The sequence below is a fragment of the Gardnerella bivia genome (assembly GCF_049262715.1).
Classification (GTDB): Bacteria; Actinomycetota; Actinomycetes; order Actinomycetales; family Bifidobacteriaceae; genus Bifidobacterium; species Bifidobacterium vaginale_A.
This window is the reverse complement of the sequence record NZ_CP058399.1, coordinates 182,291-197,384: the sequence shown is the minus strand read 5'-3', so window position 1 is coordinate 197,384 and position 15,094 is coordinate 182,291. Positions and strand designations below refer to the sequence as shown.

Annotated in this window: 15 protein-coding genes; 14 read left to right on the top strand and 1 reads right to left on the bottom strand. The window is 42.1% G+C overall.

The features are described from left to right. Positions 1 to 25: 25 nt before the first annotated feature. The 14 genes from HXT27_RS00960 to HXT27_RS00895 all read left to right on the top strand — a co-directional run bounded on the left by HXT27_RS00960 (position 26) and on the right by HXT27_RS00895 (position 14,034). On the top strand, positions 26 to 586 hold the full coding sequence (locus HXT27_RS00960; RefSeq protein ID WP_075523702.1) for an adenylate kinase: 561 nt from the start codon (positions 26 to 28) through the stop codon (positions 584 to 586). Positions 587 to 713: 127 nt separating this feature from the next. Further along, a complete protein-coding gene (infA, locus tag HXT27_RS00955; RefSeq protein WP_075523701.1) occupies positions 714 to 932 on the top strand; it encodes a translation initiation factor IF-1 in 219 nt (72 codons plus the stop codon). A gap of 22 nt (positions 933 to 954) precedes the next feature. Further along, positions 955 to 1,068, top strand: coding sequence for a 50S ribosomal protein L36 (rpmJ, locus tag HXT27_RS00950; RefSeq protein ID WP_082266282.1), 114 nt, complete (start codon positions 955 to 957; stop codon positions 1,066 to 1,068). Positions 1,069 to 1,237: 169 nt separating this feature from the next. Next, entirely contained in the window at positions 1,238 to 1,615 is a 378-nt protein-coding gene (gene rpsM, locus HXT27_RS00945) for a 30S ribosomal protein S13 (protein WP_075523700.1), read from the top strand. An 84-nt stretch (positions 1,616 to 1,699) separates the two neighbouring features. Then, positions 1,700 to 2,098 carry a 30S ribosomal protein S11 gene (gene rpsK / locus HXT27_RS00940; RefSeq protein ID WP_075523699.1) on the top strand — a complete coding sequence of 133 codons (399 nt, stop codon included), beginning with the start codon at positions 1,700 to 1,702 and terminating at the stop codon, positions 2,096 to 2,098. A gap of 79 nt (positions 2,099 to 2,177) precedes the next feature. Next, positions 2,178 to 3,173: a DNA-directed RNA polymerase subunit alpha gene (locus HXT27_RS00935; RefSeq protein ID WP_103043475.1), complete on the top strand. Its 996-nt coding sequence runs from the start codon at positions 2,178 to 2,180 to the stop codon at positions 3,171 to 3,173. A 79-nt stretch (positions 3,174 to 3,252) separates the two neighbouring features. Beyond that, positions 3,253 to 3,675: a 50S ribosomal protein L17 gene (rplQ, locus tag HXT27_RS00930; RefSeq protein WP_075523697.1), complete on the top strand. Its 423-nt coding sequence runs from the start codon at positions 3,253 to 3,255 to the stop codon at positions 3,673 to 3,675. 245 nt (positions 3,676 to 3,920) lie between these two features. Continuing rightward, entirely contained in the window at positions 3,921 to 6,269 is a 2,349-nt protein-coding gene (locus HXT27_RS00925) for a transglycosylase domain-containing protein (protein ID WP_103043476.1), read from the top strand. Positions 6,270 to 6,308: 39 nt separating this feature from the next. Continuing rightward, a complete protein-coding gene (locus HXT27_RS00920) occupies positions 6,309 to 7,502 on the top strand; it encodes a quinone-dependent dihydroorotate dehydrogenase (protein ID WP_103043477.1) in 1,194 nt (397 codons plus the stop codon). A 157-nt stretch (positions 7,503 to 7,659) separates the two neighbouring features. Then, entirely contained in the window at positions 7,660 to 8,472 is an 813-nt protein-coding gene (locus tag HXT27_RS00915) for a DeoR/GlpR family DNA-binding transcription regulator (RefSeq protein WP_103043543.1), read from the top strand. A 403-nt stretch (positions 8,473 to 8,875) separates the two neighbouring features. Then, positions 8,876 to 10,390, top strand: a complete 1,515-nt coding sequence (gene sufB, locus HXT27_RS00910; protein WP_103043478.1) for a Fe-S cluster assembly protein SufB — start codon at positions 8,876 to 8,878, stop codon at positions 10,388 to 10,390. A gap of 59 nt (positions 10,391 to 10,449) precedes the next feature. Continuing rightward, on the top strand, positions 10,450 to 11,742 hold the full coding sequence (sufD, locus tag HXT27_RS00905) for a Fe-S cluster assembly protein SufD (protein WP_103043544.1): 1,293 nt from the start codon (positions 10,450 to 10,452) through the stop codon (positions 11,740 to 11,742). A 30-nt stretch (positions 11,743 to 11,772) separates the two neighbouring features. Further along, positions 11,773 to 12,549 carry a Fe-S cluster assembly ATPase SufC gene (gene sufC, locus HXT27_RS00900; protein WP_103043479.1) on the top strand — a complete coding sequence of 259 codons (777 nt, stop codon included), beginning with the start codon at positions 11,773 to 11,775 and terminating at the stop codon, positions 12,547 to 12,549. 135 nt (positions 12,550 to 12,684) lie between these two features. Continuing rightward, positions 12,685 to 14,034, top strand: coding sequence for a SufS family cysteine desulfurase (locus HXT27_RS00895; protein ID WP_199172754.1), 1,350 nt, complete (start codon positions 12,685 to 12,687; stop codon positions 14,032 to 14,034). Positions 14,035 to 14,606: 572 nt separating this feature from the next. On the opposite strand, the gene HXT27_RS00890 is transcribed toward HXT27_RS00895, so the two are convergent. Then, positions 14,607 to 15,068: a metal-sulfur cluster assembly factor gene (locus tag HXT27_RS00890; RefSeq protein WP_103043481.1), complete on the bottom strand. Its 462-nt coding sequence runs from the start codon at positions 15,066 to 15,068 to the stop codon at positions 14,607 to 14,609. Between the last annotated feature and the right edge of the window lie 26 nt (positions 15,069 to 15,094).

Here is a 15,094-nt window from a genome sequence, read left to right as displayed (position 1 = left end):
GGCGTTACATTTAAGGAGAATTTATATGCGATTGCTGATTATGGGACCGCAAGGCGTTGGCAAAGGTACTCAGGCTGCGTTGTTGAGTGAACATTACGGTATTCCTGCTATATCTACTGGAGATATTTTCCGGTACAATCTTAAAAATCAAACTGAGCTCGGAAAGAAAGTTCAAGGATATCTTGATAAAGGCGAGTTAGTTCCTGATGAGCTTACAAATAGCATTGTTAAGGATCGTTTGGCTCAAGATGATGCAAAGAATGGCTGGATTCTTGATGGGTATCCTCGTAACGCTTCTCAAGTTAAGGCTTTGGATTCTATGCTTGAAGAGCTTGGTACTCCTTTAGATCATGTGATTGCTTTAGAAGCAGAGCGTGACGTGCTTTTTGAGCGTATGAAAAAGCGTGCAGTTGAGCAAGGTCGTTCTGACGATACTCCTGAAGTGATTACTAAGCGTCTTGAAACTTATGAGCGTGAAACAGCGCCATTGCTTGATATTTACGATAGTCGTGGCCAATTAGTTGAGGTTGATGGCGTTGGTGATGTGAGTGATATTAGTCATCGCATTATTCAATCTTTGAGCTGAACTAATTTGATTATTTGCGCCTAGTGCGACACGCCGTGTGTCGTATTGGGCGCTTTTGCTGTATTATTAAAGATTGGTGTGTCTTCGGACGCGCAAAGTATTATGTCCAAGGAACGGAACGAGGCTCATGGCAAAAGACGGTGTGATTGAAGTCGAAGGCAGAGTAGTTGAAGCATTACCAAATGCAATGTTTCGCGTGCAGCTTGAGAATGAACACATCGTGCTCGCTACAATCTCAGGCAAAATGCGTAAGAATTATATTCGTATTCTGCCGCAAGATCGTGTTGTGTTAGAAATGAGTCCATACGATTTGAACCGTGGGCGTATTACGTACCGATACAAGTAAGGTACAAGAAAAAAGGAAAACCATGAAGGTCAGCCCGAGTGTTAAAAAGATCTGCGACAATTGCCGTGTGATCAAACGCAAACGCCGCGTCATGGTGATCTGCACCAACCCACGTCATAAGCAGCGTCAGGGCTGAGTAGATTCCCATCGCGGAAATAAAGAAATAAGAAAGGCACTAAATCACAGTACTAACAAATGTTTCAGCTGTTAAAGTTGCGATATAGTACTGAACCCTGGGTGCGCAGGCCCAGGCCGTAATTGCGGAAGATTTGGTGCACGACCTGCGTAACAGTAAAGGAATTACAATGGCACGTCTTGCCGGAGTAGATATTCCCAATGAGAAGCGCATTGAGATCGCCCTCACTTATATTTTTGGTGTAGGACGTACTCGCGCTAAGGAAACGCTTGCCGCGACCGGTGTTAATCCGGATACCCGCGTCAAGGATCTTACTGATGATCAATTGATCACCTTGCGTGATTATCTCGAAGCTAATTACAAGATCGAGGGCGATTTGCGTCGTGAAATCGACGCCGATATTCGTCGTAAGATTCAGATCAACTGCTATCAAGGCCAGCGTCATCGCAAGGGTCTTCCTGTGCGTGGTCAGCGTACTAAGACTAATGCTCGCACCCGTAAGGGTCCAAAGCGTACTGTCGCCGGGAAGAAGAAGGCCACCCGATAGTAGTCGGTGGTCGGCTCTAGGCCACGGGTTGATTTCCATCGCCTAGGCATTACCAACTCATTCGTAATTAGGAAACGAGGGTCAATGGCAGCTGCAAAGCAAGCCTCGCGCAAGCCGCGTCGCCGGGACCGCAAGTCGGTACCGGTTGGGCAGGCGCATATTAAGTCAACATTTAATAACACGATTATCTCCATCACCGATCCATCCGGTGCAGTCCTTTCATGGGCTTCCGGTGGTGATGTCGGCTTTAAGGGTTCCCGTAAGTCGACTCCTTACGCTGCAGGTATGGCCGCTGAGGCTGCTGCTCGCAAGGCTATGGAGCACGGCCTTAAGAAGGTCGATGTGTTTGTTAAGGGTCCAGGTTCCGGTCGTGAAACCGCTATCCGTTCCCTTCAATCCGCGGGTCTCGAAGTTGGTTCTATTACCGACGTCACCCCGCAAGCGCATAACGGCGTACGCCCACCAAAGCGTCGCCGCGTCTGAGCACTCTTACGAATCCATCCATCCAACCCGCTTATGGGCGGCGAGTGCACCACCGACCAGAAGCTGAAAGGATACCAAAGTGCTTATCGCACAGCGTCCGACACTTACCGAGGAATCACTGAATCCCCAGCGTTCTCGCTTTACTATTGAGCCGTTGGAGCCAGGTTTTGGCTACACGCTCGGCAATTCGCTGCGTCGTACATTGTTGAGCTCTATTCCAGGAGCTGCCGTTACATCGGTACGTATTTCTGGTGCTCTTCATGAGTTTACGACTCTGCCAGGTGTTGAAGAGGATGTCACTGAAATCCTACTGAACATCAAAGGTATTGTGCTCACTAGTGAGTACGACGAGCCAGTAGTTATGTATCTTCGAAAGAATGGCAAAGGTGAAGCAACTGCTGGAGATATTACTCCTCCGGCTGGTGTCACTATTGCTAATCCTGAGATGCATATTGCTACTCTCGCAGAAGATGGTGAACTTGAGATTGAGTTTACTGTTGAGCGCGGCCGTGGCTATGTTCCAGCTCAGATGAATAAGCAGGAGAATAGCGAAATCGGTCGCATTCCTGTGGATTCGATCTACTCACCAGTATTAAAGGTGAGCTATAAGGTCGAAGCTACCCGCGTGGAACAGCGCACGGACTTCGATAAGCTCATCCTGGATGTGGAAACCAAGCCGGCTATTTCTCCACGTGATGCAGTTGCATCCGCTGGTTCAACCTTAGTTGAGCTTTTCGGTCTTTGCCGTGAGCTTAATGTTGAGGCTGAAGGTGTAGAAGTAGGTCCAGCTCCTGCCACTGAGGAAGCTGATTCCCAAATGGCTATCCCGATTGAAGATTTGAATCTTACGCAACGTAGCTACAATTGCTTAAAGCGTGAAGGTATTCATACAGTCGGTGAATTGGTTGTTCACACTGAGCAGGATTTGCTCGATATTCGTAATTTCGGCATGAAATCCATCGATGAAGTGAAAGAAAAGTTGCAATCCATGGGATTGTCATTGAAGGCTTCACCGATTGGCTTTGACGCCAATAATCTCGAAGGTGGTACTTTCTTCTCTCCTGAAGACGAGTAAGAAGTATCCCTGCAATCGCCGTAGTGTTCGGATGTTCGGGTTGATGCCCACCTGAATATTACGGCAATAAGGAGTAACAATGCCTACACCGAAACAAGGCCCTCGTCTGGCTTCTAGCCCAGCTCATGAGCGCCTGATGCTGGCCAACATGGCGACCAGCCTTTTCCAGCACGGTCGTATTGTGACGACTCTGCCAAAGGCAAAGCGTCTTCGTCCACTTGCTGAGCGTTTGGTTACATTCGCTAAGCGTGGCGATTTGCATTCACGTCGTCGCGTGTTGCGCGTGATCCGCGATAAATCCGTGGTTCACACTCTCTTCACTTCGATTGCTGAGCAGATGAAGCAACGCGAAGGCGGATATACCCGCATCGTGAAGATTGCTCCTCGCCGTGGCGATACTGCTCCACAGGCTATTATTGAGCTTGTTGTTGAGCCAGTAAGCCCAAAGAAGGCAGTCGTTAAAGAAGCTGAAGCTGCAACGAAGGTGGCTGCAGAGGCTTAATAGGCCGCAGGGGTATAGTGAGTTAGATATATTGTGATTCTAGTTGCTTTTGCAATTATGTTTTATGATTATCTTTTATAATTACCTCGAAATTTAACTTAAACGAGTCAGGATTATTCCTGGCTCGTTTTTTTTTATAAATATTTAAATGTTCAAGTTTAAAATATTTAAATGTTCAAGTTTATAAATGTTTTATAAATCTTTAAATGTTCATCAAGTAGAGGGAAACCTTTAGAATAGTACGCATGCCTAAAAAGAATTCACTTACTGTTCATCGTGTATTAGCACTGTTCCTCACGTACGTTTTATTGTGCGTGTGCGGCGGTGGTGCATTAAGTATATTATTCGTTCCTGGAGTTATGAGCGTGAACAGCGTAGTGAAGTCTGTTGTGCCTTCACTTAGAGTTGATGGAATAGATTTTGACGTTACAGCTTTACCTCAGAAATCGCGTATTTTTGCTGCAGACGGTAAAACTGTAATTGCAACATTTTATGCTCAAAATCGTACTGTTGTTCCTTTGCGTAAAATTTCAAAATACATGCAACGAGCAATGGTTGCTCGTGAAGATCGCCGATTTTTTGAACATTCAGGTGTAGATGTGCAAGGTGTTATGCGCGCATTTGTTCAAACTTTTATTAGGCATTCAAGTATGCAAGGTGGATCTTCTCTCACACAGCAATACGTAAAAAATGTTCTTATGATTAAAGCGCATGACGATAACGATCCTATTTCTGAATATCATGCGTCTGAAGGAACTATAGCTCGCAAGTTGCGAGAAATGCTTATAGCTATCCAAATTGAGAAAAAGTACTCAAAGCTGGAAATTTTGCAAGGATACTTAAATATAGCGCAATTTGGTAGCAATAATTTGTATGGCGTTGAGATGGCAGCAAAACGATATTTCAATACTACTGCTGCTGATCTTAATCTTGTACAATCTGCTACTATTGCTGCTATTACTAAGAATCCTTCACGTTTTGATCCTTCAATTGAAAGCAATCAAAAAGCTTCTCAAGCTCAGCGTAATACTGTTTTGGATTTGATGTTACGTCAAGGTTTTATTTCCAAGAGTGAGCACGATAAAGCTTGTGCAACTCCTATTAAAGATACTTTGAATATTCAAAGAAATATATCTCACATTGGTTGTCAAGCTGCTGGTGACTCAGCGTTCTTCTGTGATTATGTAACTAAGAAAATTCTTAATTCTCGCGAGTTTGGTAGCAGCGTTTTAGCACGTAAAAAGTTGCTTAACGAAGGTGGACTTGATATTTATTCCACAATGGATATTAAAGCAAATGAAGCTGCTATGAAAACAGCTCGTGATACTGTTCCTGTCAATGATAAAAGCGGATTTGAAGTTTCGATTGCAGCTATTAAGCCTGGTACTGGTGAAGTTCTTGGATTTGGTAGCAATCGTATTTATGATGCAACTGATGCTGCAAGGCTAGATCCAACTCATACTGCTATTAACTATGCTGTTGATGAACGTGACGGTGGCGGTCTTGGCTGGCAGATTGGTTCTACTTGGAAACCGTTTAATATGGTTGCTTGGCTTTTAGCAGGCAAATCAATAAACACGCCTTTGCATACAAGCACTTTGTATAATAATTCAGATTTTTCTTGCGCAAGGTATCGTGGACAAGGACGTTGGTCTGTTCATAATGCTGGTGGTGGAAATGTCAGTGTTGAAACTCCTTTAATGGGTCTTGTTCATTCTCATAACACTATTCAGGCTGCTATTGGTTCTCAAATTAAATTGTGTGCTGTTGCTGAAGCAGCTAGAACTATTGGATACCATAATTCTCCGTACGGTCAGGAAGATGTGTTCTCTAAGAACTCTATGAATCCGGCTATGTTAATTGGTTCTGTTCAAGCTTCTCCACTTACTATGGCTAATGCTTATGCGACTATTGGAGCTAATGGAGTTCAGTGTGATCCTATTGCAATTAAGCGAGTTGTAGATAAAAGCGGAAAACGTTTGCGTGTTCCAAGCGCTCATTGCCATCAAGCAATTCCTAAGAAGGTTGCGCAAACTGTAGCTTTTGCTATGAATCAAGGTGTTGTTCAGCCTAGTGGTGTAGCTCGTCCTGCACAGCTTGCTAATGGTCGTAAGACTTTTGCTAAGACTGGTACTAACCAGGATACTTATATGCTTACAGGTGGTTTTGTTCCTAATCAAGTTGCTGCTTTCGTTGCTATTGGTAATGCTGAGCATCCTAAGAGCTTTAATGGAGCGACTATTAAAGGTGTTCGCCGTGGTACTTGGTATGGTGTAACTATTGCAGCGCCTGCTTTCAAAGCGTTTATGAATGATTATCTTTCTGCAGCTAATATTCCGCAAGATAATGATTACGGACAGCCAGATCCTGATTTTATGGCTGGTGGCTCTATGCCTTCAGGTTATAGAAGGTTGCAAGATGATGAGGGTCAAGCTGAGCGTGATGCAGATGCTCAGCGTGAAGCTGCTCGTGAGCAACGCAATTCGCGTAGTGGATCTCAATCTGGTGAGCAAACTACCACTGGCGGTGCCGGCGGTACAGGCGGTGCCGGAGATGGTGGCGCAGGAGATGCTGGCGAAGAAGGCAATGATTAAAAATTTGCTGTTATTTGAGTTGAGCTTTAATATTAGAGTATGACAACTGTAAATTCAGCTTCAGGCTCAAAAAAGTCGCTTAAGAAATACGTTTCTAATAATGCGCTCGCGAACGCGGTTAATATGGCTGCAACGGATTTGTTTACGTTTGCTTATAAACATGTGATTAAGCCTCATATGGTTTTTAACATTCCTCCAGATGAAGCTCACGATCGCATGATTGCGTTGTGCAAATCTTGCGAAAATAACCAGTTGCTAATGTGGCTTTTAAGATCGACTCTCAATTACACTGATCCTGTGCTTGAAACTGATGTTATGGGATTGCATTTTGATAATCCTTTTGGTTTAAGCGCTGGATTAGATAAAAATTGTGATTTAACGTATGTTCTAGATAATGCTGGATTTGGTTTTGAAACAGTTGGATCTACTACATCGCGTCCTTGTGCAGGTAATGAAAAGCCTTGGTATCACCGTTTTCCTGAGTATGATTCGATTCTTGTGCATGCTGGTTTAAGTAATGACGGTTGTGATGCTGTTGTTTCTCGCGCTGAAAAGGCGTTTACTTCCATGCGCTCTATGGTGATTTCTGTGTCTATTGCGCGTACAAATGACGATTTAGTCGGCGATTTAGACGAAGGAATTGAAGATTATCGTATATCTCTTGAGCGTGCAGCTGATCGCACTTCGATGATTGAAGTGAATATTTCGTGCCCGAATACTCGCGCTGGAGAGCCTTTTAGTGATCCTGATGCATTGGATAAGCTTTTTACAGTGTTAGATAAAGTTGAGCGGTCTCAGCCAACGCTTGTTAAAATGCCTTTGGAATTGCCGGGGGGCTGGGAGCAGTTTAAGTCGCTTTTAGATGTTCTTAACGAGCATAAAGTTGATGGAGTAACTATTGCGAATTTACGTAAGAATCGCATAGGTTTGAATATTCCTTCTGATTTGCAAGGTGGTATTTCTGGTTCTCCTGCTTATAAAGCAAGTAATGAGCTTATTCGCAAAACTCGCGCTGCTTTTGGAGATCGTTTTACGATTGCTGGCGTTGGTGGAGTTTCTACTCCTCGTCAAGCATATGAGAAGATTCGTGCTGGATCTGATTTAGTGATGTTTATTTCTTCTCTTATGTATAGAGGACCTCAGCAGATTAGCGTTCTTAAGCGTGGTTTAGCTAGATTGCTTAAAGCGGATGGTTATGAGCATGTTTCTGATGCTGTTGGTGTTGACGCTTAAGACGAGTTAATTATCGTATTTTAATTACGTTCGATTTTGTGCGTTTTTTGCGTGTAGATTCTCTTATTTGCTTTTATTTGTGCGTTGCATTGCACTTCGCACATAGAAACGCTCAATTGAGTTTGTTTTTTGCGTATATGTGTGCGATAATGTTAATATGATTTCTTCACAGCGTCAACATTTGATTTTGAATCGTCTGCGTACTCGCGGTGCAGTTCGTATTACTGCTTTATCTAAAGAACTTGCAGTAAGTGCCATGACTATACGTAGAGATATAAGCGAGTTGTCTGATAAGGGTTTACTTAAACGCGTACACGGTGGTGCTGTAACTACTAATACGTTGTTAAGTGAGCCTTTATTTTCTGTAAAATCTCAAATGGATATTGGCTTGAAGGATGCTATTGCGCGTAAAGCAGTGGATTATGTGCAACCTGGAGATGTTATTGCTATTGGTGGCGGCACTACAGCGTATGTGTTTGCTCAGCATTTGTTAGAGTCGCGTCAAGCTGCAGGAATTACTATTTTAACTAATTCAATTCCTGTAGCGGAGTTAGTTCAAGCGCTCGAGTCAAAGGATGTTGAGGTTATTGTAACTGGCGGTGTTATTACGCGTTCGAATTCGCTTGTTGGTCCTATTGCAGATAAAGTTGTGGCATCATTGCGCGTTAATACTGTGTTCTTGGGAACTCATTCAGTTTCTTTGCCGCGTGGATTCCTTATGCCAAATTCGCTTGAAGCTGCTACTGATATGGCTTTGATGGATATTGCGGATCGCACTATTATTTTGACTGATCATACTAAGTGGAAGTGTACTTCTCTTTCGCTTTTTGCGCGATTTGATCAAGTTGATGTTGTTATTACAGATGACGGTTTAGAGCCTAGTAGTCAGTTGCGTACTCGTGAATTAGTTAAAGATTTAGTTCTTGCTCCTACAAGAGAAGAGATAGAGTCGCGTTCTGTTACTATATAGATAGTGAATCTAGATAGTAAATCTAGTTGGTGAATCTAGATAGTGGATTTAGCGTAATTTAATATTGCGTTGTAAGTATAATTTAATTTGTTAATGCGTAACAGGTGTATCAAGGAAGATGCGCCTGTTGCTATTTCCATTCTCGCTATTTCCCATCTATTTATTTTTTATATACATTTCTTCTCGCTATTTCCCACCTATTTATTTCCCATATCTCTATCCCATCTTTCCATTCTTGCTATTTCATTAAGTGTTACTGTGATAAAAATTACGTTTTGCGTTATGCATTCTATACCGCTGCGAGCTTTCTCGATGTAACCTTTATATTAGGGATAATTTATAGATGTTAGGGTAAGTGTTTTTACTACATTTACCCTTAGTGAATTGCGCTATTGGAGGCGTTATGTGCGTTAATGCGAATGATTTTCACAATACAGCAAATAATACAGCTGCAGACGTGGAAATGAGCCAGTATGTGGCTGATCGCGCTCGCGTTAATGAAGAAAAGATTCGTAAAGATGAGCAGATTGTAGCTGAATTTGGTGAATATAATTACGGTTGGCATGATTCTGATGCTGCCGGCGAGGCTGCAAAAAAGGGTATTGATGAATCTGTTGTTCGTGCGATTTCTGCAGATAAAAACGAGCCCGAGTGGATGCTTAATCTTCGTTTGCAAGGATATCGCGCCTTTTTACAAAAGCCTATGCCGGATTGGGGTGTTGATTTAAGCGGTTTTGATGCAGATGATTTCAAGTACTACGTGCGTCCTGTTCACGATCAAGTGAAAACTTGGGATGATTTGCCTGAGGATATTCGTAACACTTATGATCGCTTGGGTATTCCAGAAGCTGAGAAAAAGCGCTTAGTTTCAGGTGTTGCTGCACAATATGAATCTGAAGTTATTTATAATTCGATTCGCGAAGATTTGGCATCTCAAGGTGTGATTTTCGTAGATACAGATACAGCAGTTCAAAAGTATCCGGAGCTTGTAAAAAAGTATTTTGCAACTGTGATTCCAGTTGACGACAACAAGTTTGCTGCTCTTAACACAGCTGCTTGGAGTGGCGGATCATTTGTTTACGTACCAAAAGGCGTTCATGTTGATATTCCGCTTCAAGCTTATTTCCGCATTAACACGCCGAATATGGGGCAATTTGAACGCACGCTTATTATTGCAGACGAAGGTTCTTACGTTCATTACGTAGAGGGTTGCACTGCTCCAATTTATTCTACGGATTCACTTCATGCTGCAAATGTTGAGATTATTGTTGAAAAGCATGCTCGAGTTCGTTACACAACTGTTCAAAATTGGTCGAATAATGTTTATAATTTAGTCACTCAGCGCGCTTATGTGCGTGAAGGTGGCACAATGGAGTGGGTTGACGGAAATATTGGATCTAAAGCTACTATGAAGTATCCTGCTTGTATTCTTGCAGAACCATATGCTAAAGCTGAAACAATGTCTTTGAGTTTTGCAGGTCGTGGGCAATATCAAGATACAGGCGCAAAAATGATTCATTTAGCTCCGCGCACGAGTTCTACGATTGTTGCTAAGTCTATTTCGCGTGGTGGTGGGCGTTCTGCTTACCGTGGTCTTGTGAAGATTGTTAAAGGTGCTAAAGGATCTAGTTCCTCTGTTGTGTGTGACGCATTGCTTGTTGATGATTTTTCAAGGTCAGATACGTATCCTCATGTTGATGTTCGTGAGGATGACGTTTCTATGGCTCATGAAGCCACTGTTTCCAAGGTTTCTGAAGATCAGCTATTTTATTTGATGAGCCGTGGGCTTGAAGAAAAAGAAGCTATGGGAATGATTGTTCGTGGCTTTGTAGAGCCGATTAGTCGCGAGTTGCCAATGGAGTATGCACTTGAGCTTAATAGATTAGTTGAATTGCAAATGGAAGGTTCTGTTGGATAATGTGTGATAATTTGGGCGAGAATTTGGGCAATGAAGTTGGTAATAAAGTTGGTAATAATTTGAGCGAAAATTTAACTAAAAATTTGGGCAATAACATGAATCAAAAAGAAATAGCAATTCCTGTTGCGGATCCTCTAGATCCGTACGCTGTCCCTGCAGCAATGCCTTCTAGTGCAGATAAATCTGTGAGATCTTTTAACGTGGATGATTTTGCGATTCCAACGCGTAAGCAGGAAGATTGGAGATATACTCCAGTAGAGCGAATTTCCGAGTTTTTCGAGTGTTTTGAACCGTCTAATAGTCTTCAAGTAAAGCTTGAAGGCGTTGGTGGAGCTGATTTAGACGATGATTATATTGGCGAATTTGGTAAAGTAAGTTTAAGCGTAAAACAGAAGGAAGATGCTCCACATACAAATCTAAAGCCGTCAGATCGAGTTGCTGCAGTTGCTTGGAATGTAGCGAAACAAGCGCATGTTCTTCATGTATCTGGCGAAATCAAAAAGCCAATCGTACTTAAAATTCAGGGTAATAATGTTAATACGCTTGACGCACTGCATTTAGTAATCGAAGCAGATTCTCGTGCAAACGCAGATATTATTATCGAACATACCGGCTGTGCAAAACTTGCTGAAGGCGTAGAAATCATACTTGGTGAGCATTCTCATATTTCTACAACGTTTATTCAAGAGTGGGATTTGGGCAGTAAACACGTTGGAAATCAGCGTATTCACGTAGGTTTAGGTGCGTCTTTGCGTCACACAATGGTCACTCTTGGTGGAGATGTTGTTCGTATTCGTATGGATCAAGATTTTGGCGGCGAGCAAGGTGATTTGAATATGCTTGGCATGTATTTTGTTGATCCTGGAGAGCATGTTGAGCATCGCACTATGGTTGTGCATAATTATCCGGAATGTAAGTCTAGGGTAGTGTATAAGGGTGCTTTAGAAGGTAAAGGAGCACATTCTACTTGGGTTGGAAACGCGCTTATTAAGCCTGAAGCTCCTGGTACTGATTCGTATGAATTGAATCGTAATTTAGTTTTGACTCCTGGAGCAATCGCCGATTCTGAGCCGAATTTGGAGATTGAAAATGGAAATATTATTGGAGCTGGTCATGCAAGTTCTGTTGGTCGTTTTGACGATGAAGAGCTTTTCTATTTGCAATCGCGCGGAATCAGTGAAATTGAAGCGAGAAAGCTAGTAGTGCGTGGATTCTTTAACGAGTTGATTGAAGAAATTGGTGTTCCAGAAATTGTAAATCATTTAATGAATGCGATTGAGCGTCGTCTTGCGCGAACTGAGGATACTGCTAAATCAGTAGATTCTAAGCAAAATGATCCTGAACAAAACTAACTTGCGAGAACTGAAGAATAGGAGAAAATAATGTCAACTTTGGAAATTAAAGATTTGTATGCGTCTGTAGAAACAAAAGAAGGCAGAAAGCAAATCTTAAAAGGTGTAAATCTTACTGTTAATTCTGGAGAAACTCACGCAATTATGGGTCCTAATGGATCCGGCAAGTCTACTCTTGCTTATACTTTGGCGGGGCATCCGAAATATGAAGTTGATTCCGGTCAGGTTTTGCTTGACGGTGAAGATATTTTGAAAATGACTCCAGATGAGCGCGCAAAAGCTGGGTTGTTCCTTGCAATGCAATACCCTGTGGAAGTACCTGGTGTTTCTATGACGAATTTTCTTCGCACTGCAAAAACAGAAGTTGACGGTATTGCTCCATCTTTAAGAAGCTGGGTGAAAGAACTTAGCGATGCTATGAAAAAACTTCGTATGGATCCGAAATTTGCATCGCGTTCAGTTAATGAAGGATTTTCAGGCGGTGAAAAGAAGCGTGCAGAAGTTTTGCAACTAGAGCTTTTGAAGCCAAAATTTGCTATTTTGGACGAAACTGATTCTGGTCTAGACGTTGATGCGCTTCGTATTGTTTCTGAGGGCGTGAATAGAGCGAAAGAGAATACTGGCTTGGGTATTATGATGGTTACGCATTATACGAGAATTCTTAAGTATATTAAGCCAGATATTGTGCATGTTTTTGCTCAAGGTCATTTTGTGAAGACTGCAGGACCTGAGCTTGCAGACGAGCTGGAAGAAGAAGGCTATGATAAGTATTTGCCTGAAGGTTCTACTGAGTCTGCACTTGCTTAAGCGCTCTTAAGCAAGCTTTAAGTTTTAGTCTATCTATATTCATGACGAAATCGTTCAGAATAGCGTTAATGGTTTGGTATAAAAAGCGTAAGAAAAGCGTAAAGTTGGCGGTTTAATATGACTGAAGAAAATATTATGCGAGAATTTAGCGATTTGCGCGCACAGTTTCCGATTTTACTCCGCACAGTTCACGGCAATTCGCTTTACGATACTGTGCACGGAAAGCCGCTTATTTACTTAGATTCTGCAGCAACTGCACAAAAACCTCAAGTTGTAATAGACGCTGAAAGCGAGTTTTACGAAACTATTAACGCATCTGTTCATAGGGGAGCGCACGAGTTAGCAGCTTTAAGCACGATTGCGTTTGAAGATGCTCGCGCGAAAATTGCGCGACTTGTTGGAGCGTGCGCTGAATCTGGGCGCGAAGAAATTGTTGTTACTACGGGCGCTACGGGCGCGATGAATTTACTTGCAACTTCTATTGGTAACGCTAGTGTGAAAGCTAGAATTTACAAAAAAGACAGTGATAATTCTGCTGATTTCGATAATTCTGTTGATTTCCGCAAAAATTTCGCTCTTCACGAAGGAGATGTAATAGTAGTATCGCGTGCAGAGCATCATTCTGTACTTTTGCCTTTTCAAGAGCTTGCTTTTCGTACTGGAGCTGAACTTCGTTGGATTGATGTTAGGGAAGATGGACGAGTTCGAGCTGATTCAAATTATTTAAAAACTATAATTGACTCGCGCACGAAAATAGTTGCAGTCACGCATATTAGTAACGTTACTGGCGCAATTACAGACGTTTCGCCGATTTGCAAGCGCGCTCACGAAGTTGGAGCGATTTTTGTGCTCGATGCATGCCAATCTGTGCCTCACATTCCCGTTGATTTCCATGTGTTAAATGTTGACTTTGCAGCTTTTAGCGCTCATAAAATGTATGGTCCTACTGGAGTTGGGTTCTTGTATGGAAAGCATGATTTACTTCAAGCTCTTCCACCTGCGTCTTTTGGTGGTTCAATGGTTGAGCTTGCTTGGTTGAATAAACCAGCGCAATACATGGATGCTCCTTACAGATTTGAAGCTGGAACTCAGCCTGTTGCGCAAATGGTTGCTTCTGGAGTTGCTGCAGATTGGCTTCGTTCGCTAGATATGAATCGTGTTGCAAAACATGAGAATGAGATTGCTGCAGAATTGCTGAAGTTAAAAGATATCCCGGGAGTTCGTGTTCTTGGACCGATTGATTTGAATAATCGAATTGGAACTGTTTCTTTTGAAGTTGATGGAGTGCATCCTCATGACGTTGGGCAGTTTTTGGATGCGCAAGGAATTGCAATTCGCGTTGGGCATCATTGTGCTCAGCCTATTCATAGGCATTTTGGCGTGTATGCGTCTAATCGCGCTTCCGTTGGTGTTTACAACACTATTGATGAAGCTCGCGCGCTAGTTAAAGCAGTATCTTTAGTTCGTAACTATTTTGGAGTGTGATTTTTAAATAATCGAATCTGTTTTTGGAACTTATTGTTTTTTAACTGTTGTTGTGAGGTGTGGGAAATACTTACCTCACAGGAGCTTCAACTTTTTACGCATGTTTAAATGTTGTTGCTTGTAGTAGTAAAAGTTAGATTTTAACTTACTTTAGTTTTGTGAAGAGTTTGGATTAGGTGTAACTTCTTTAATACCGTTTCGCTTTTTATTGTTCGTTAAGTATTTTCCGCACTTCACTAGTGCATGATGTGTATTTAACTTACTTCGTCAACAGGGATATAAGATTTTTACGTAATTGTTTTTTAACTGTTGTTGTGAGGTGTGGGAAATACTTACCTCACAGGAGCTTCAACTTTTTACGCATATTTAAATGTTGTTGCTTGTAGTAGTAAAAGGTAGATTTTAGCTTACTTTAGTTTTGTGAAGAGTTTGGATTAGGTGTAACTTTTTTTAATACCGTTTCGCTTTTTATTGTTCGTTAAGTATTTTCCGCACCTCACTAGTACACAATCTATACGTAATTTACTGTGTCAACAATCTTAAATCTTGCAGTTTATGCAATTTAGTAAATTTTATGCGGTTGGCGGAATGCCAGCATAAGGTTCTTGTGAATCAGAGTAAAGCAAATTAGGATTTGAACTGTATTTCGCGCCTAACGCAAAGTTGGCTTGCAAATTGCTGAGATTGTAGCCTAGAGCTTCAAGTTGAGCGCGACCATCTTCGCTTATGTCCTCAACGCTCCAACGTGGTTTCCAAGTCCAGTCGATTCTAAATTCGTCAACTAGTCCAACGAGTGCGCTTGCGCACTCATCTTCAATCAAATCAGTAAGAGGACAAGAAGGAGTTGTAAGCGTCATTGTTATAATCGCGCGCCCAAGTTCATCAAGTTCAATTCCGTAAACCAGTCCTAAGTCAACTACATCAATTCCTAGTTCGGGGTCTACAACGTCATGTAAAGCGTCTAGTATGTCTTCTTCTTTAACGCGACCAATATTTTTAGCGTTAAGTGATGATTGCGCGTGATTTTCTTCCATAATATTCCTTGTTTTTCTTGTTTATA